Source organism: Vreelandella sulfidaeris Esulfide1 (assembly GCF_054072535.1).
Genome location: NZ_CM133364.1, coordinates 4,173,495 through 4,191,318, shown reverse-complemented (window position 1 = coordinate 4,191,318; position 17,824 = coordinate 4,173,495). Strand labels below are relative to the sequence as shown.

The window sequence follows — 17,824 nt, the reverse complement described above, 5'->3', positions numbered from 1 at the left end:
CCAGAAGGAGTTGAGTAAGTGAGCCAGATCATTGCCCTGACCAACCAAAAAGGCGGCGTGGGCAAGACCACCTCGGCCGTTAATCTGGCGGCCAGTCTCGCTGCGCTCGACCGTCGCGTACTGTTGGTGGATCTTGACCCCCAGGGGCATGCCAGCATGGGCAGCGGCATCGACAAGTATGAGCTTGAAAAAAGCGTACTTGATGTACTGCTGGGCGACGCAACGGCAGCTGAAACGATTGTCAAAAAGCTGGCGGTCAAGTACGACGTGCTGCCAGGCAATGGAGATCTCACCGCCGCCGAAGTTGAACTATTGGATCGCGAGCGTAGTGAAAGCTGTTTGACGAAAGCGCTGGCGTCGGTAGCGGATGAGTACGATGTGGTACTGATCGACTGCCCGCCCTCGTTGAATATGCTAACCGTGAACGCGTTAACGGCTTCCGACAGCGTGCTGATCCCTCTACAGTGTGAGTTCTATGCGCTAGAAGGATTATCGGCACTGCTCGATACCGTTGAGCAGATTAAGCAAAATGTGAATCCTGCCCTGGCGGTTGCAGGCATTTTGCGCACCATGTACGACAAGCGAACCAGCCTAACGCGGGAAGTAGATAAGCAACTGCGTGACTATTTTGGCGATATGGTGTTAAAAACCACCATTCCGCGCAATGTTAAAGTCGCTGAAGCGCCGAGCCATGGATTACCCGTTACGCAATATGCTCGGTTCTCCCGGGGTAGTCAGGCCTATCGTGTGTTGGCAAAAGAGATGATTCGTCGTCTTTCACTTTAAATACTATTCACTTCATAACCGACGCGCTGTGAAAATGAGGGAAAGCGAATGACGCGTAAACCCGCGCTGGGACGTGGCCTGGATGCCCTGATTGGTGCCGGTGCCCGTCGCCGTGACAGCTTGGAACTTGCCGGTAGCGGTACGCCTTTGGCGCATACTGATGCAACGCGTAGCGCGGCAACCGATGACGTCAGCGAAGATCGTCTTGAACGTTTGCCATTAGGTCAATTAACCCGTGGTAAGTATCAGCCGCGCCGTGATATCCAGCCTGAAGCATTAGAAGAACTGGCGGACTCCATTCGCGCCCAGGGCGTTATGCAGCCAATTGTGGTACGCCCAATCGGTGTGGATCGCTACGAGATCATCGCCGGTGAGCGCCGCTGGCGAGCGGCTCAGCTTGCTGAGTTGGACGTAATTCCCGCGGTGATTCGTGAAGTCAGCGATGAAGTCGCGTTGGCACTCGCATTAATTGAAAATATCCAGCGTGAAAACCTCAATGCTATCGAAGAAGCCCTAGCGCTTAAGCGCCTTGGCGAAGAGTTTGAGCTTACCCAGCAGCAAATTGCCGACGCGGTGGGTAAATCGCGCACCCAGGTGGCCAATCTGTTACGCCTGCTGGCGCTAGATCCCGAAGTGCAAACACTGCTCGAACGAGGTGATCTTGATATGGGCCATGCGCGTGCCCTGCTGACATTGAACAGTACTCAGCAGCGGCAAGTTGCCCATGAAGTGGTAAACAACGACATGACGGTGCGGGCAACCGAAGCGCTGGTGAAAAAAGTGCAAACCAGCCAAGTGCCAACCAAACCTTCAACCCGCCAAAATAAACAGCCCGATGTAGCGAAGCTTGAAACACATCTCGGTGAACTGCTCGGCGCGCCTGTCTCCATTGATCATGGCCAAAAAGGTAAAGGGAAATTAACGATACGCTACACGAGCTTGGAAGAACTGGACGGCATCTTAAATCATATTAAATAGCAGGCTATGCAATATCGCGTAAGAAGCGCACACGTTTTCCCTCTTTGGTCGCAAATCAGCCCTTAAACGGGCAAAATCGGTGCGACTTCGGTTGAAGGTGTGATAGCGCTTCCCTATAATCGCGCAAGATTTGTGTAGGTTGTCCTGGTTCATCGAATTATTTTCATCGAACTATGGGCTTGCCGAAGATTGGCTTTCATCAGTGAGGCTGGGTGTTTTCCCACGTGTTATGCAGCGATACGAAACCCAGCGGCGAAAAGCGTATATCGCTCGACTCACAATCGCGCAACTGATGATTACCCTGATAGGTATGCTGGCAGCCTATCTAGTCGCAGACATCGAAAGCATGTCGTCGGTTTTTAAAGGAGCACTGGTAGCCTTATTACCCCATGTTTTCTTTATCAAACGGATGGGGGTTCTAAGAGCAAGTAGGTCTTCACAGACAGCGATGCGCCTATTTCGCGCCGAAGCAGGCAAGTTTGGTTTGACGGTGGCACTGTTTGTAGCAGTGTTTGTTGCAGCGCCTCCCTCAAACCCTACTTTCTTTTTTTATGCTTATGTTGCGGTTGTTCTTACGCATTGGCTCACGCCTTGGTTAATGCCAAAAAACGCTAATGCCTAGAAAATTGCACAACTGATTGAGGTGATACAGCCATGGCCGCAGGAAACGAAGTCTCGCCGACTTACTATATCCAGCACCACTTGCAGAATTTGACCTTTGGCAACCACCCGGAGAATGGTTGGTCGCTGGCAAATTCTGCTGAAGAAGCCCGAGAAATGGGCTTTTGGGCTATTCACTTAGACTCTATGGGCTGGTCCATCGCGATGGGGGTGCTGTTTATCTGGCTGTTTCGTAAAGTCGGTAAAACTGTTACCACCGGTGTTCCCAGCGGGCTACAAAATGCCGTTGAGATGGTATTTGAATTTATTGAAAACTTGGTACGTGGTGCATTTCACGGGCGTAACCCTTTCATAGCACCGCTTGCCTTGACGCTGTTCACTTGGATATTGCTAATGAACACGCTAAAAATAATTCCGGTTGACTATTTCCCGGTATTATTTGCCAAGCTCGGCGTCGACTATATGAAAATCGTCCCGACCACCGATATTAATGTCACCTTAGGCATGGCGCTCGGGGTGTTTTGTCTAATCCTTTACTACAGCTTCAAAGTTAAAGGGGTGGGTGGTTTTGCCAAAGAGCTCTCGTTGACGCCGTTCAACCACTGGGCGCTAATTCCCTTTAACCTGCTGCTGGAAATTGTCTCGTTACTGGTAAAACCCTTCAGTCTTGCCATGCGTCTGTTCGGCAATATGTTTGCCGGTGAAGTGATCTTTATTCTGATTTCTCTTCTGCCCTTCTGGGCGATCTGGATGCTGGATGTGCCGTGGGCGATTTTCCACATCCTGGTAGTTACGCTGCAGGCCTTCATTTTTACAACACTATCAGTTGTATACCTGAATTCTGCACACGAACATCACTAACCTAGCAAAAACGATTTCATTAACCCTCAACCCTTAACCAAAACTTAAACTCAGGAGCTTTATCATGGAAATGGTTTATCTTTCAGCTGCCATCATCATCGGTCTGGGCGCACTGGCTACCGGCATTGGCTTCGCTATTTTGGGCGGTAAGCTGCTGGAGTCCACTGCGCGTCAGCCAGAACTAGGCGACCAGCTGCAAACCAAAACCTTCATCATGGCCGGCCTGTTGGACGCCGTACCGATGATCGGTGTTGGTATTGCGATGTACCTGATTTTCGTTGTTGCCGGTTAATGACAGCTCAGCCGGGCGCTAAGCGCTCGGTTTTGTTTCACTCCGGTTGCCACGAACTTGTCAGAGGTACATTCCTGTGAATATCAACATGACGCTAATCGGGCAGACGATCGCCTTCGCGATCTTTGTCTGGTTTTGCACAAAGTATGTGTGGCCTCCGATCAGCAACGCGCTTCATGAGCGTCAGAAGAAAATTGCTGATGGCTTGGACGCAGCCAGCCGAGCTAACCGCGATCTTGAGCTTGCTCAAGAACGGGCGGAGCAGACGCTGCGTGAAAGCAAGGAGCAAGCTTCTCAGATTCTTGAGCAGGCCAATAAGCGTTCTGCTCAGATGATCGAAGAAGCCCGCGAGCAAGCCCGTGCCGAAGGTGAACGTTTAGTAGCCAGTGCACGTTCAGAGATTGAGCAAGAAGTGAACCGTGCCAAAGACGAGCTTCGCGCCCAAGTCTCTTATCTCGCTGTTATGGGTGCCGAGCGTGTTCTTGAAGCATCGGTCGACGAACAAGCACATCGCAAGTTACTCGATGAGCTTGCTGCTGAACTGTAAGGAGGTGAATTATGGCGGAATTACTGACCGTCGCTCGTCCTTACGCTAAAGCAGCGTTTGAATACGCGCGTGATCATGATGCGCTTGATAGCTGGTCACAGGCGCTGAGCTTTTTAAGCTCTGCGGTAGCTGACAGTGATGTTCGTCGTTTGCTAGGCAGTCCAAAACTCGAGAACGAGAAAAAAGTATCTCTGCTGGCCGATATGCTACCTGGCGAGCAAGACGAGGCTTTACGCCGTTTTTTAGATGTTTTGGCAGACCAGGGTCGTTTGATGTCACTTTCCTCCATCGCTGTTCAGTTTGAGCACTTACGTGCCGAACACGAGCAGCGAGTTGAAGTGAACGTCACCTCTGCATACAAATTAGATAGTAAGCAGAAGACCAAGCTCGCAAACGCGCTCAAGAAACGTCTGAATCGCGAAATCTCCATTACTACTCAGGTGGACAAGTCGCTAATCGGCGGTGTCATCCTGCGTGCTGGCGACACCGTTATTGACGGGTCGGTACGTGGTCGATTGAACCGCCTTTCCGAAGCGCTAACCGCTTGAGTCTGAGGGACATGGCATGCAGCAACTGAATCCTTCCGAGATCAGCGACATCATCAAGCAGCGAATTGAAAAGCTTGACGTCGCATCCGAAGCCCGTAATCAGGGCACCATCGTCACTGTTTCCGACGGTATCGTGAAAATTCACGGCCTCGAAGACGCGATGTTTGGTGAAATGATTGAATTTCCCAACAGCATCTTTGGCATGGTACTGAACCTGGAGCGTGACTCCGTAGGTGCCGTGGTATTGGGTGACTATCTGCAGCTTGAAGAGGGCATGACCGCCAAGTGTACCGGTCGTATTCTCGAAGTGCCGGTGGGTCCTGAGCTGATTGGTCGTGTTGTCGATGCGCTGGGTAACCCCATCGATGGTAAGGGCGACATTAACGCTAAAATGACCGACGCTGTTGAAAAAGTAGCGCCGGGCGTTATCACCCGCCAATCCGTTGATGAACCGATTCAAACCGGTCTGAAGTCAATCGACGCGATGGTGCCGATCGGTCGTGGCCAGCGTGAATTGATTATCGGTGACCGCCAGATCGGTAAGTCAGCCATTGCCATTGATGCGATCATCAACCAGAAAGGCAAAGGCGTGACCTGTGTCTACGTTGCCATTGGTCAGAAGCAGTCGACCATTGCCAACATAGTACGCAAGCTGGAACAACATGGCGCCATGGAACACACCATTGTAGTGGCTGCCGGTGCTGCTGATCCCGCGCCGATGCAGTTCCTCGCACCCTACTCTGGCTGCACCATGGGCGAATACTTCCGCGACCGCGGCGAGAACTCGCTGATTGTGTATGACGACCTTTCCAAGCAGGCCGTTGCCTATCGTCAGGTATCGCTGCTGCTGCGTCGTCCGCCCGGCCGTGAAGCTTATCCTGGTGACGTGTTCTATCTCCACTCGCGTCTTCTGGAGCGTGCTGCGCGCGTTAACGTCGACTACGTTGAGAAGTTCACCAATGGTGAAGTGAAAGGCAAAACCGGTTCCTTGACCGCCCTGCCAATCATCGAAACCCAGGGTGGCGACGTGTCTGCGTTCGTTCCGACCAACGTGATTTCGATCACCGATGGTCAGATCTTCCTGGAAACCAGCCTGTTTAACTCCGGTATTCGTCCGGCGATTAACGCGGGTCTGTCGGTTTCGCGTGTAGGTGGTTCGGCACAGACCAAAATCATCAAAAAACTAGGCGGTAGTGTACGTCTGGCATTGGCTCAGTACCGTGAACTGGCGGCGTTCTCGCAGTTTGCGTCTGACCTTGATGAAGCCACGCGTAAGCAGCTCGAACACGGTCAACGTGTCACTGAGTTGATGAAGCAGAACCAGTACTCGCCGATGTCGGTAGCGGAAATGGCGCTTTCGCTGTACGCCGCCAACGAAGGTTATCTGGATGATGTCGAAGTGAACAAGGTGTTGGACTTTGAGCGTGCTCTGCACGACTACATGAAGTCTGAACACGGCGATCTACTCGACAAGATCAACCAGACCGGCGACTACAATGGTGAGATTCAAGACAGCCTGAAGTCGGGTCTCGAGAAGTTCAAGGCGACTCAGAGCTGGTAATGTCTAGCCCGCCTGTGATGGGCGGGTTTGCATGCTTTCTGAGAGCCACGAACGAAGGGTAGATCGCTATGGCAGCTGCAAAAGAGATACGCTCCCAAATTGGGAGCATTAAAAATACGCAGAAGATCACCAGCGCCATGGAAATGGTAGCTGCATCGAAAATGCGTAAAGCGCAAGACCTGATGAGAGCTAGTCAGCCTTACGCTAAGCAGATCCGTAATGTGGTTGGCCACCTTGCCAACGCTAACCCCGAATACAAGCACGACTACATGGTCGAGCGTAGCGAGGTTAAGCGCGTAGGTTACATTGTGGTCTCCACAGACCGTGGTCTATGCGGTGGCTTGAACCACAACCTTTTCAAAGCCTTACTGAAAGAATCAGTCGGTTGGAAGCAGCAGGGTGTGGAGCAGGATTTTTGCGCCCTGGGCGCCAAGGCCAGCAGCTTTTTCCGCAACTACGGTGGTAATTTGGTGGCGGCGAAGAGCGGTTTAGGCGAAACCCCAACGGTTGAAGGGTTGATTGGCAGCATCAAGGTCATGCTCGAAGCGTACGATGAAGGACGTCTTGACCGGGTTTACGTGGTGCACAATGAGTTTGTGAACACCATGACGCAAAAGCCAGTGGTTCGTCAGCTTCTTCCGCTGTCGTCTGATTTAGGCGAAGACGCTGAACAAGACGAAGAAAACGCCCGTCCCGGAAGCTGGGACTACCTGTATGAACCGGATGCCAAGGCGTTGCTTGATAGCCTGCTGGTTCGTTTCATCGAATCACAGGTGTATCAGGCGGTAGTGGAAAACGGCGCTTGTGAACAAGCTGCCCGAATGATCGCTATGAAAAGTGCCACTGACAACGCAGGCGGCCTGATCGACGATCTGGAGATGGTTTATAACAAGGCCCGTCAGGCCGCCATTACCCAGGAAATTTCTGAGATCGTCGGCGGTGCAGCTGCCGTTTAACGCCTAGGGAGCCATTATTGCTAGCGGCTCCCGGCAGACAGGTTTCATTTGCAGGTTTTAGAGAGGAACCAAGATGAGCGGACGTATCGTACAAATCATCGGCGCGGTGATTGACGTAGAGTTTCCGCGGGACTCTGTGCCCAAGGTCTACGACGCGCTGAAGGTCTCCGATGTTGAGACTATCCTCGAAGTCCAGCAGCAGCTGGGCGACGGCGTGGTGCGCACCATTGCCATGGGCTCTACTGAGGGCTTGAAGCGTGGCATGGAAACGACCAGCACAGGTACCGCTATTTCCGTACCGGTAGGTAAGGAAACGCTGGGCCGTATTATGAACGTACTCGGTGAGCCGATTGATGAAGCAGGACCAATCGGCGAGCAAGAGCGCATGCCGATTCACCGTAAAGCACCGAGCTATGCCGACCAAGCAGCGTCAAACGAGCTGTTGGAAACCGGCATCAAAGTTATCGACTTGGTCTGCCCGTTTGCTAAGGGTGGTAAAGTGGGTCTGTTCGGCGGCGCCGGTGTTGGTAAAACCGTTAACATGATGGAACTTATCCGCAACATCGCCACCGAGCACAGCGGCTACTCTGTATTTGCCGGTGTAGGTGAGCGTACACGTGAGGGTAACGACTTCTATCATGAAATGACTGAATCCAACGTTATCGATAAGGTATCGCTGGTTTACGGTCAGATGAACGAGCCCCCGGGTAACCGTTTGCGCGTTGCATTGACCGGTCTGACTATCGCTGAGAAATTCCGTGATGAAGGCCGCGATGTTCTTCTATTCGTTGATAACATCTACCGCTACACCCTGGCCGGCACCGAAGTATCAGCCCTGCTCGGTCGTATGCCATCAGCAGTAGGTTACCAGCCGACACTCGCTGAAGAGATGGGCGTTCTGCAAGAGCGTATTACCTCGACGAAGACCGGTTCAATCACCTCCGTACAGGCCGTTTACGTCCCTGCGGATGACTTGACCGATCCATCGCCAGCGACCACCTTTGCGCACCTGGACGCTACCGTGGTATTAGCGCGCTCTATCGCCGAATTGGGTATCTACCCGGCGATCGACCCGCTCGATTCCACCTCGCGCCAGTTGGACCCGCTGGTTGTCGGTGAAGAACACTATGCGACTGCTCGCGGTGTGCAGAACGTTCTTCAGCGCTACAAGGAACTCAAGGATATTATCGCCATTCTGGGTATGGATGAGCTGTCTGATGAAGACAAGCAGGCCGTTTCCCGGGCGCGTAAAATCCAGCGCTTCTTGTCGCAGCCGTTCTTCGTGGCTGAGGTATTCACCGGTTCACCAGGTAAGTATGTTTCATTGAAAGACACGATCAGTGGCTTCCAGGGCATCCTTGCGGGTGAATACGACGATATGCCGGAACAGGCCTTCTACATGGTCGGTTCAATCGACGAAGCTGTCGAGAAAGCCAACCAGATGAAGAAGTAATCCCGTCCATTAGGGGGATTCGCTATGGCGAATAGCTTTACTTGCAATATCGTCAGCGCTGAAGCATCCATCTTCTCAGGTACTGTTGAGCAGGTGATCGCTTCCGGGATGATGGGTGACTTGGGTATTTTACCCGGCCACGCCCCGCTGCTGACTGAGCTTCAGCCGGGTCCGGTCCGCGTGATTCATGATGATGGCAAGGAAGATAACTTCTTTGTCTCGGGTGGCTTCATGGAAGTCCAGCCGGATGTCGTGACGATTCTGGCCGACTCTGCATCACGTGCCAGCGACCTCAATGAGGCTGCTGCCGAAGAAGCGCGTCAGCAAGCGCTGAAAGCCTTTAACGAGAAATCATCGGAGCTCGATTATACCCGGGCTGCCGCTGAACTTGCCGAAGCCGTTGCTCAGTTGCGAACGATTCAGCAACTGCGTAAAAAGGCGGGTAAAGGCTAACTTTCACGCGTTTGGCGTGCATCCAACGCCCCTTAACCCCGCAAATGTGGGTTTAAGGGGCGTTTTTTTTGTCTGGTAATATAGTTGGAGTAAGTCGGCAGCACGTCGTTTGTTAGCGTGAAGGAGAGAGCCATGGCACTGAATGATGAAAGCCTACAGGAATTAAAAGCCGAACTGCTCGATGAGTTGGCTAAGGAAGTGCCTAGTAAATCAGTGCTTTCTTTACGCTTAGCCGAAACCCGCTCAGCGGATATCGGTGAAGTGCTCGAAGAGATGATCGAGGATGATGAAGAACTGTCTGCTGCGCTCACGCTGCTGGATATTCTTTCTGCCGAGCGCGCCGCTAATGTGCTGGGCTATTTGCCTGGTGAAAGCCAGCTTGAGGTAGTAAAGGAGCTGGACGACAGTCAGGTACTCAAGCTGCTGGAAGAGATGGGCTCGGACGAACGTGCCGACCTGTTTAATCTCCTCAGTGAAGACCGCCGTGAGGCGTTATTACGTCGTATGGCCCACCGTGAGCGCGAAGATCTAAAGCGGCTTGCCAGTTACGAAGAGGGTACGGCAGGCGCCATCATGACCTCTGACTATGTCTCCATAGCCAGTGGCATGACGGTGTCGCAAGCGATGATGCGGGTACGCCAGACGGCCCCCGATGCGGAAACGGTTTACCAGCTGTATATCCTGGATAGCGACGGTGAACTGATTGGCACCATGTCATTACGCCAACTGATGGTGGCGCGACCGGGGGCTATTGTAGATGACATTATGATTAAAGATGTTATCAGCACCCGGGTCGATAACGCCCAGGAAGATGTCGCCCGAATTGTGGCGAAGTACGACCTGTTAGCGCTGCCGGTGATTGATGCCGGTGACCGCATGGTCGGCATTGTCACCCACGATGATGCAATGGATGTCGCTGAGTCCGAGGCGACAGAGGATTTCCACAAAGGGATGTCGATCGGTCAACTGGAGGATGGCGTTAGCCGTGTGCCGCTCTGGAGCCTTTACCGTAAACGGGTGTTTTGGCTGGTTCTGCTGGTCTTCGCCAACCTGTTTTCGGGCGCTGGGATTGCCTATTTTGAAGAAACCATTGCTGCTCAGGTAGCGCTGGTGTTCTTTTTACCGCTGTTGATCGGTAGTGGCGGTAACGCCGGGGCCCAGGCAGCCACGCTGATGGTGCGCGGTATGGCGACCGGAGACGTGGGTGTCAAAGATTGGGGCAAACTACTGGGGCGTGAGCTACTTGTCGCCGGGTCACTGGGTATCACCATGGCCATCGCGGTAACGCCGATTGGCATTATGCGTGGGGGTGAAGCGCTGGCGATGGTGGTTGCCTTTAGCATGGTCACCATCGTGCTATTCGGTAGCCTGCTGGGGATGTGTCTTCCGTTTGTATTAGAGCGCTTTAAGGTCGACCCTGCCACGGCCTCGGCACCGCTGGTGACCACGCTTATTGACGCTTCTGGAGTGGTGATTTACTTCAGCATAGCGACACTATTGCTCTCATAAAGTCTGCGCTAACCCATAAAAGCTCGAAGCCCTAGCGCATAGAGCTGCTGGCCGCGCGGGTAATAAACAGCACTTCCACATGGCCCAGCCACTCGATATCGCTAGCCAGCGCTTTTAACTGGCTAGCGAGGCACTGAGGCGGTTGGTGTACCGCATCAGCAATGATTAGCGATACCGAGACCTTATCGTCCAGGTAGTGTAGCTGTAGCTCATTCAGCGTGCGCCATACCGGGTGCTTATACCAACGCGCATCCAGGGCAGCCTCTACTTCAGGCCGCAGCGGTAGCCCAGGCAGGCGGCTGGGGTCGCCTGCACCGGCATCGTCTTCCGGGTCAACGTGAAAAATCACATCGGTGAGCGCGGGGAATTCATGGCGCAGGCGGCGGCTGACTTCATTACCAATTTCATGGGCTTCGGAGACGGTAATCTTAGGTCCCACCACCACGTGCAAATCGACCATTACCCAACCGGCTGACTGGCGCGTACGCAGGTCGTGAACGCTATCCACCCCCGGCACGCTACAGGCCACATCGTGCATTTGGTTCTGTACATCCACCGGCAGCGCAGTATCCACCAACTCGCGAGCCGACTCCCACAACAAGTCCAACCCTACCTTACCGACTAATAACCCGACGATGATGGCAGCCACGGCATCCAGCCAACCCAACCCAAACTGGGCGCCGACTAATGCCACCAGTACCACGGCAGTGGATAAGGCATCACTGCGCGAGTGCCACGCGTTAGCTTCGAGTAACTTGGACTTTACCCGCTTGGCAACCCGCATGGTGTAGCGAAAAATCCACTCTTTGCTAAATAGCGCGATCACTGTAATGACGATCGCCAGCATGCCAGGTGCATTAACGTCGGTACCGCTAATTAGACGATCAATACTAGACCAGGCAATACCTCCCGCTACGAAGATCAGTACGCTGCCCAACAGTAGGGTGGTAAGGGTTTCGATTCTGCCATGACCGTAGTGGTGATCTTTATCGGGTTCCTGACGCCCGTAATGAATCGCCGCCAGCACAAAACCGTCGGTGACTAAATCTGATAGGGAGTGAATACCGTCGGCGATCAACGCCGCTGAACCGACCATAAAACCAATGGTGACTTTGACGATACTTAGCAATGCATCCAGCCACGCGCCTATATAGGTGACACGCTTGGCCTCTTGGCTAAGTCGCTCTTGGTCGTGAACCACTGGCGTTTCGATGGTCTGAGTCATGGGTACCTTACAAGGACGCACGCTTTCATTAGTGGCCTATTGTAGCGCACTACGCTTGTTCCTCTACAGTCTCAACTTCTTTCGGCCGTTAAAACGCTGCTTTTTAACGTTAATGCCGGTAAGAGCGGACAAAAAAATCGCGGATGTGTATCCTTAAGCGTCTTTACAAACGAATACATTAATTTTTTACACACAGGATTACCTATGGATTGGCTACAGGTGGTGGTGTTGGCGGTTGTGCAAGGGATATCAGAATTTTTACCCGTTTCCAGCTCTGCCCACCTGATTTTGGTGCCTGTGCTGACAGATTGGCAAGATCAAGGCTTAGCCTTTGATGTGGCACTGCATTTAGGCAGCCTCTCAGCGGTCATTATCTATTTCCGCCGGGAAATTTGGCAGATGGTTATCAATAGCCTAGCCGCGGTCAGCGGGAAAGGCGTAAATGAAGATGCGCGCTTGGCATTTTGGGTGACGTTAGCGACCATTCCCGTGGGGTTAGTTGGTTTACTACTGCACGATGTTATTTCGCATTACATGCGTTCTACGTTGATTATCGGCATCAGCTTAATTGCTTTCGGACTGTTGTTGGGCTATGCCGATTGGCGTATGCGGGGAACGCGTAGTGAATACCAACTACGTTTAAAGGATGTGCTGATCATAGGTGGTGCCCAGGCGCTGGCGCTAATACCCGGCACGTCGCGTTCGGGTATCACCATTACGGCGGCCTTGATGGTGGGGATGAGTCGAGAAGGGGCCGCTCGCTTCTCGTTTCTACTGTCGGTTCCAGTCATTGTGCTGGCAGGCGGGTTAGAAGCCGTTGGGCTTTTTAACACGCAGCAGTCGATAGATTGGGTCGCAATGTTAGTGGGTACGTTACTGTCGGGTATTAGTGCCTATTTGTGCATCCATTATTTCTTGGTAATTATCCAAAAAATAGGCATGCAGCCCTTTGTTATTTATCGGGTGCTGTTCGGCGCCTGGCTGCTATGGTTCTTTCATTTTTAGGGCTTCATTCTTAAAGCTTTATTTTTTTAAGGCAAAGCAGCTATGGAAAAGACTGTTAGAAACAAGTCTGGTGGGTATATGCATGGTGGGCGTATGGTCAGGAGAAGAAGCTTATTAATAGTCGCTATGCTGGGCTTACTAATAGGTATCGCAGGCTGTTCAGAGAATGACCGCCCGCTGGAACCTCCCGTGCGCTTTGAGGGAAATATATTTGGTACCTTTTATCAAGTCACCATTATGGATCCGCTCACTCAGGGTGAGTCCCTTGAATTGAAAGAAGGCTTTTTGGCAGAGCTGGAGAGTGTTGACCAGGCGATGTCCACTTACCGCGATGATTCCGAACTAATCGCCTTTAACGAGGCGCCTTTAGAAGAGTGGCAGCCGCTCTCCAATGAACTCATTGAGGTATTGGCGATCAGCCAGACAGTCGCTGAAGCCAGCCACGGTGCCTTTGATATTACCGTGGGCGACTTGGTTAATCTATGGAGTTTTGGGCCTGGCGCAAGACCAGAAGAAGTGCCTTCTGACGATGATCTGGCCCAGCAACTTGCTCAGGTGGGTTTTGATGCGGTAGAGGTAGATACTCAAAATATGCAGGCACGCCGTACCCGCGATGTATTTGTCGACCTTTCCGGTGTAGCCAAAGGCCATGCCACTGATCGAGTGGCTGCATATCTAGATCAACAGGGATTGGAACATTACCTAGTCAATTTAGGCGGTGATTTGATCGCCCGTGGTCTGCGTGATGAAGACGAACAGACACCATGGCGAATTGGCATTGAGGTGCCTGAAGATGGGCAGCAGCGTGCCCAGCATATTATTCCGCTAGAGAGCATGTCGGTGGCCACCTCAGGCGATTATCGCAACTATTTTGAAGTAGAAGGGGAACGTTTCTCCCATACCATTGATCCGCGTACGGGGCGGCCAGTGACTCACCAAGTTGCTTCGGTGTCAGTTTTTCATCCTTCAAACGCTTGGGCAGATGCTTGGGCAACAGCACTGTTGGTAGTGGGCGAACAAGACGCTATGCAGATGGCTATTGAGAACAATCTCAAGGCACTTTTGCTCGTTCGCGAAGGCGAACAGTGGCGCAGCATCGCCACACCAGAATTTGTTAATTATTTTGGTGAAACGCTGGTTAATGAGTTAGGCATTGAACAATTACCCGCTCCTTCATTGCCAACCGCCATTCCGCAAACGACCATGCCCGCCGAACAACCGGTAACAGGGGAATAATATGCAAGAACTGGATATCGTCATTCTCGCAGCAGGTAAAGGGACGCGCATGCGTTCCCAAATTCCCAAAGTGCTGCATACCTTGGCTGGCAAGCCCATGGTGCAGCATGTACTGGATACGGCCTCAGGGCTGCAGCCGGATCGCACCCATGTAGTGATAGGCCATGGGGCTGAGCAGTTGCGCGAGGCGTTGGCAGAAAATGCTGTTCAATTTGCTGTTCAGGCTGAACAGAAGGGCACCGGGCATGCGGTAGCTCAAGCGCTTGAGCAGTTGGGCAGCGGCAAGGTGTTGATCCTATACGGCGACGTACCGCTATTGAGGCGGGAATCGCTTCTCGAGCTGTTGGCCCAAGTAGATGAGCAGCATATGGGGCTGTTAACGGTCACGCTAGAGGATCCTGCGGGCTATGGACGGATAGTACGCAATGACGCAGGCGATGCAGTGGCAATAGTTGAACAGAAAGATGCCAGCAGCACACAACTTGCGATCAGCGAATGTAATACCGGTATTATGGCGATGACCAGTGCCCAGCTGAAACGCTGGTTACCGCAACTTTCTGCTGAGAATGCGCAGGGCGAGTACTACCTTACCGATGTGATTGCCATGGCCGCGGATGAGGGAATTAAAGTATGTACAGCCCAGCCGGCCACCGCGGTAGAAGTGGAAGGGGTCAATAATCGAGCGCAAATGGCTCGACTCGAACGCGCTTACCAACAGCAGGTTGCCGATAAATTGATGGCAGAGGGAGTGGCGCTTGCCGACCCCGCACGCTTGGATGTTCGCGGACGTTTGAGCTGCGGTCATGATGTCTTTATCGATATGGGCTGTGTATTCGAAGGTAACGTTGAATTAGGCGAGGGCGTACGTATTGGTCCTTATTGCGTGATCAAAGACAGCACCATTGGCGCAGAAAGCGTAATCGATTCCCACAGCGTAATAGAGGGTACGGTCGCGGCCGGCCTCAATCAGATAGGCCCTTTTGCAAGGCTACGCCCTGGAACACGGTTGGCAATAAAAGCCAAGGTAGGCAATTTTGTTGAAACCAAAAATGCCGATGTAGGTGAAGGCAGTAAAATTAATCACCTAAGTTACGTAGGTGATGCACGCTTAGGGCGTGACGTGAACGTGGGCGCAGGTACGATTACCTGTAACTACGATGGTGCCAATAAACACCACACAGACATTGGTGATAACGCCTTTATTGGCTCTAATACAGCCCTGGTTGCACCTGTCTCGGTAGGCAAAGGTGCTACGGTGGGGGCTGGTTCTACGATTGCTAAAGACGTCACCGACTACGCCTTGGCAGTAACGCGCAGTCGCCAGATAGAAAAAATTGACTGGCTGCGCCCTAGTAAAAAGACGAAGCCTAGTACTTAAAACCGTATATCTATTCTCACTTAGGCCCGTCACGTAATCCAGCCAAAAGCGTGGCGGTGTAATGATGAACACGCCAAACTTTATGCGTAGTAAAACTAATAAAAAAGCCTTTACAAGATGCGGCAATACGTCGCATCTTATGCGCAACCGTTGCGTTGCAGCATTTCATTAGGGTGCTTATGATCGTGGCGGTCTTTCTCCCCCTGATTGGATAATATCGCCATGAAACCACCAAACGTCCTCGTAACTCGGCATTTAGCTCGCCGGGTCGCTTGGTTGTTGCTCGCCTGCTCGCTTTTTCTACTCCCATCTCTCTCTTATGCTGCCGCCGGGCCACTTGATCTTACCCTCACGCTAACCGGTATCTCTTCTGTCGTGATCTTCGTGCTCGCCTACGCGTTGGTGATGAGTGAAGAGTTACTGCACATGCGTAAGTCTAAGCCTGTATTGGTCGCCGCAGGCCTTATCTGGGCACTCGTGGCCTGGGTCTATGTACAAGCGGGCATGCCGGAAGAGGCAGAAACCGCCTTCCGCGAAACGCTGCTTGAATACGCCGAGCTACTGCTGTTTTTGCTGGTCGCGATGACTTATATCAATGCCATGGAAGAGCGCCGCGTGTTTGATGCGCTACGTTCTTGGCTTGTGCGCAAAGGCTTCAGCTATCGCAGCCTGTTCTGGATCACAGGGGTGATGGCGTTTGGTATTTCGTCGATCGCCAACAATATGACCACCGCCATGCTGATGTGCGCCGTAGTGCTCAAAGTGGCCGAAGGCGATAACAAGTTTATCGGCCTTTGCTGTGTGAACGTGGTGGTGGCATCCAACGCTGGCGGTGCGTTCAGCCCGTTTGGCGATATCACCACGCTAATGGTGTGGCAGGCGGGCCAGGTACCGTTCGAAGGTTTCTTCGCACTGCTGATTCCTGCGATAGTCAATTTCATGGTGCCTGCGGTGATCATGAATTTCTTTATCGCGAATCGCCAGCCGGCCGCTTTACAAGAAAATGTTTGGCTCAAGCGTGGGGCGCGGCGGATTATCGTACTGTTTTTGATCACCGTCGCTATTTCAGTGCTGTGCCACTCGATCCTTTACTTACCGCCTGCCATGGGCATGATGTTTGGCCTAGGCCTGCTGCAGTTCTTTGGTTACTACCTGCGCCGCAGCCTGCCGCGTTCGCTGGAACGCAAGCGCGAGCGCTACTCGCGCCGTGGCGATTGGAAAAAACTCGAGCAGCTCGGTAGCGTGGTGCCGTTTGATATTTTCAGCCGTATTGCGCGCTCCGAGTGGGATACGCTGCTGTTCTTCTACGGGGTGGTAATGTGTGTGGGTGGCCTTGGCTTTATGGGCTATCTCAGCCTGCTCTCTGAAACGCTTTACGGCAGCTGGAATCCCGTGTGGGCGAACGTGGTGTTGGGTCTTATCTCGGCGGTAGTGGATAACATTCCGGTCATGTTTGCGGTACTTTCCATGGCCCCAGATATGTCGGAAGGTAACTGGCTGTTGGTGACGCTGACGGCAGGCGTGGGCGGCAGTTTGCTTTCGATGGGCTCCGCTGCAGGCGTCGCTCTGATGGGGCAGGCACGCGGGATCTATACCTTTGCCGTGCACCTGCGCTGGATGCCGGCCATTTTATTAGGCTATGCGGCGAGTATCGCCACGCACCTGTGGATTAATGCGTCGATGTTTTAAACATCTTCTTATAAATTAGAACGCCCTTCACCGAGAAATCGGTGAAGGGCGTTTTTATTTAAAGGACTACTAAATTTTTTTAAAGGCTTATCAACGCTGAAACGTTATAAGTCGTGGCCGGTTATGACCTGGCAAATATCGGCGAAACTCTTTGCCATAGGTACTGGGTTAGCTTCTTTACCCACCGCGCTCTGTATATCGCTTGTTGAGATAATGCCGCGAATTCTAAGCTCGTGGTTATCGTTTTGCTCAGTGATTAATAGATGCTGATCGGTAACCGTGTCTATCGACAACACTAAATCTTCAATCGTCAGCGAGGCAAGCTGTGCAACGGGCATGGCGCTGAGTTTGTGCCAGGGTGTCATGATCATTTCAGCCGTGACTTCCGCACGGGTGAGGTTACGCTGCTGCATGGCTAGGTTAATTCGCCGAGTGCCAATGACTTCTTTCGAGGTTATAACGCCAATACAGTGTGCCTGTTTATCCATAACAAACAGCAAACGAACGCCACCATAACGCATCTTTAGGTGCGCCTCGTCGATGGGCGTCTCGGCACCTACAGATTGAGGTACTACCTGAGAAAAATCGGTAAGCACGGTCATCGCAGGGCTAGTGGGCAGCAGACGCCGCGGTGCAGGCATGGCTAGTAGCGGCGTTGAGCTTAGTTGAACTAATGGTTTAGGTGAAAAGGTTACTTGGTTCATCAGGGACCTCCATGTGGAGAAA

18 protein-coding genes are annotated in these 17,824 nt (G+C 52.5%); 16 read left to right on the top strand and 2 right to left on the bottom strand.

The features are described 5' to 3' along the window. The first annotated feature begins 18 nt into the window (after nucleotides 1–18). From ACW44H_RS19490 to mgtE, 12 genes are all read left to right on the top strand, one after another. Complete coding sequence (locus tag ACW44H_RS19490; protein ID WP_447045962.1) at nucleotides 19–786, top strand: ParA family protein; 768 nt, start codon at nucleotides 19–21, stop codon at nucleotides 784–786. A 48-nt stretch (nucleotides 787–834) separates the two neighbouring features. Further along, entirely contained in the window at nucleotides 835–1,764 is a 930-nt protein-coding gene (locus ACW44H_RS19485) for a ParB/RepB/Spo0J family partition protein (protein WP_457506111.1), read from the top strand. Between the two features lie 229 nt (nucleotides 1,765–1,993). After that, entirely contained in the window at nucleotides 1,994–2,386 is a 393-nt protein-coding gene (locus ACW44H_RS19480) for an ATP synthase subunit I (RefSeq protein WP_113270267.1), read from the top strand. A gap of 32 nt (nucleotides 2,387–2,418) precedes the next feature. Next, nucleotides 2,419–3,246 (top strand): F0F1 ATP synthase subunit A, encoded by an 828-nt coding sequence (atpB, locus tag ACW44H_RS19475; protein WP_113270199.1) that lies wholly within the window; start codon nucleotides 2,419–2,421, stop codon nucleotides 3,244–3,246. A 64-nt stretch (nucleotides 3,247–3,310) separates the two neighbouring features. After that, nucleotides 3,311–3,538, top strand: coding sequence for a F0F1 ATP synthase subunit C (atpE, locus tag ACW44H_RS19470; protein ID WP_018918432.1), 228 nt, complete (start codon nucleotides 3,311–3,313; stop codon nucleotides 3,536–3,538). 76 nt (nucleotides 3,539–3,614) lie between these two features. After that, on the top strand, nucleotides 3,615–4,085 hold the full coding sequence (locus tag ACW44H_RS19465; protein ID WP_113270198.1) for a F0F1 ATP synthase subunit B: 471 nt from the start codon (nucleotides 3,615–3,617) through the stop codon (nucleotides 4,083–4,085). Between the two features lie 11 nt (nucleotides 4,086–4,096). Then, nucleotides 4,097–4,633, top strand: coding sequence for a F0F1 ATP synthase subunit delta (locus tag ACW44H_RS19460; protein WP_113270197.1), 537 nt, complete (start codon nucleotides 4,097–4,099; stop codon nucleotides 4,631–4,633). Between the two features lie 16 nt (nucleotides 4,634–4,649). After that, nucleotides 4,650–6,194, top strand: a complete 1,545-nt coding sequence (gene atpA / locus ACW44H_RS19455) for a F0F1 ATP synthase subunit alpha (protein WP_113270196.1) — start codon at nucleotides 4,650–4,652, stop codon at nucleotides 6,192–6,194. 68 nt (nucleotides 6,195–6,262) lie between these two features. Further along, nucleotides 6,263–7,150 (top strand): F0F1 ATP synthase subunit gamma, encoded by an 888-nt coding sequence (gene atpG, locus ACW44H_RS19450; RefSeq protein WP_113270195.1) that lies wholly within the window; start codon nucleotides 6,263–6,265, stop codon nucleotides 7,148–7,150. 73 nt (nucleotides 7,151–7,223) lie between these two features. Further along, nucleotides 7,224–8,603, top strand: a complete 1,380-nt coding sequence (gene atpD / locus ACW44H_RS19445) for a F0F1 ATP synthase subunit beta (RefSeq protein ID WP_113270194.1) — start codon at nucleotides 7,224–7,226, stop codon at nucleotides 8,601–8,603. 24 nt (nucleotides 8,604–8,627) lie between these two features. Continuing rightward, nucleotides 8,628–9,056 carry a F0F1 ATP synthase subunit epsilon gene (locus ACW44H_RS19440; RefSeq protein ID WP_113270193.1) on the top strand — a complete coding sequence of 143 codons (429 nt, stop codon included), beginning with the start codon at nucleotides 8,628–8,630 and terminating at the stop codon, nucleotides 9,054–9,056. Nucleotides 9,057–9,188: 132 nt separating this feature from the next. Next, complete coding sequence (gene mgtE / locus ACW44H_RS19435; protein WP_457506110.1) at nucleotides 9,189–10,565, top strand: magnesium transporter; 1,377 nt, start codon at nucleotides 9,189–9,191, stop codon at nucleotides 10,563–10,565. A gap of 31 nt (nucleotides 10,566–10,596) precedes the next feature. On the opposite strand, the gene ACW44H_RS19430 is transcribed toward mgtE, so the two are convergent. Next, the gene (locus ACW44H_RS19430) at nucleotides 10,597–11,790 is read right to left on the bottom strand and encodes a cation diffusion facilitator family transporter (protein WP_113270191.1); all 1,194 of its coding nucleotides are present in this window, start codon (nucleotides 11,788–11,790) and stop codon (nucleotides 10,597–10,599) included. A 204-nt stretch (nucleotides 11,791–11,994) separates the two neighbouring features. On the opposite strand from ACW44H_RS19430, the gene ACW44H_RS19425 reads away from it, so the two are divergent. The 4 genes from ACW44H_RS19425 (at nucleotide 11,995) to nhaD (ending at nucleotide 17,098) form a co-directional block, all read left to right on the top strand. After that, the gene (locus ACW44H_RS19425; RefSeq protein WP_457506109.1) at nucleotides 11,995–12,795 is read left to right on the top strand and encodes an undecaprenyl-diphosphate phosphatase; all 801 of its coding nucleotides are present in this window, start codon (nucleotides 11,995–11,997) and stop codon (nucleotides 12,793–12,795) included. A 93-nt stretch (nucleotides 12,796–12,888) separates the two neighbouring features. Beyond that, nucleotides 12,889–14,031: an FAD:protein FMN transferase gene (locus ACW44H_RS19420; RefSeq protein WP_457509091.1), complete on the top strand. Its 1,143-nt coding sequence runs from the start codon at nucleotides 12,889–12,891 to the stop codon at nucleotides 14,029–14,031. Between the two features lies 1 nt (nucleotide 14,032). After that, complete coding sequence (gene glmU / locus ACW44H_RS19415; RefSeq protein WP_457506108.1) at nucleotides 14,033–15,409, top strand: bifunctional UDP-N-acetylglucosamine diphosphorylase/glucosamine-1-phosphate N-acetyltransferase GlmU; 1,377 nt, start codon at nucleotides 14,033–14,035, stop codon at nucleotides 15,407–15,409. A 222-nt stretch (nucleotides 15,410–15,631) separates the two neighbouring features. After that, complete coding sequence (gene nhaD, locus ACW44H_RS19410; RefSeq protein ID WP_113270188.1) at nucleotides 15,632–17,098, top strand: sodium:proton antiporter NhaD; 1,467 nt, start codon at nucleotides 15,632–15,634, stop codon at nucleotides 17,096–17,098. A gap of 104 nt (nucleotides 17,099–17,202) precedes the next feature. Here nhaD and ACW44H_RS19405 read toward each other — a convergent pair whose 3' ends face one another. Further along, complete coding sequence (locus ACW44H_RS19405) at nucleotides 17,203–17,802, bottom strand: CBS domain-containing protein (protein ID WP_113270187.1); 600 nt, start codon at nucleotides 17,800–17,802, stop codon at nucleotides 17,203–17,205. Nucleotides 17,803–17,824 lie beyond the last annotated feature (22 nt).